Origin of the sequence: Winogradskyella poriferorum, assembly GCF_050618035.1 — a bacterium.
GTDB classification, from domain to species: Bacteria; Bacteroidota; Bacteroidia; order Flavobacteriales; family Flavobacteriaceae; genus Winogradskyella; species Winogradskyella poriferorum_A.
The window spans coordinates 1-314 of the sequence record NZ_JBODPY010000024.1 but is presented as its reverse complement, the minus strand read 5'-3'; the positions used below and the strand labels follow the sequence as shown (position 1 = coordinate 314).

Genomic DNA, 314 nt, shown 5'->3' with positions numbered 1-314 from the left:
CTGTAATATCAGCAGGAACAGTAAACGTAGGCGCAGTAGTATCTACCACAGTAATGGTTTGGTCAGCAGATACGCTGTTACCACACTCATCAGTTACGGTCCAAGTTCTAACAATAGTTTTTGTATTACCACAAGCTGCAGTTTCCACATCTGATTCAGTAATGGTTACTGTACCACAAGTATCAGCACCAGTTGCAACACCAGTATTAGCAGAAGACTCATCTTCAGTACACTCTATAGTGACATCTGCAGGAACATTGATTGTAGGATTAGTTTTGTCTTCAACAGTTATAGTTTGAATAACTGTTGTAGCA

At 39.8% G+C, this 314-nt stretch carries 1 pseudogene; it reads right to left on the bottom strand.

Annotated features, from left to right (window positions below):
• A pseudogene (locus tag ACRHOC_RS14770) lies at nt 1-314 on the bottom strand (hypothetical protein); the annotation flags it as partial.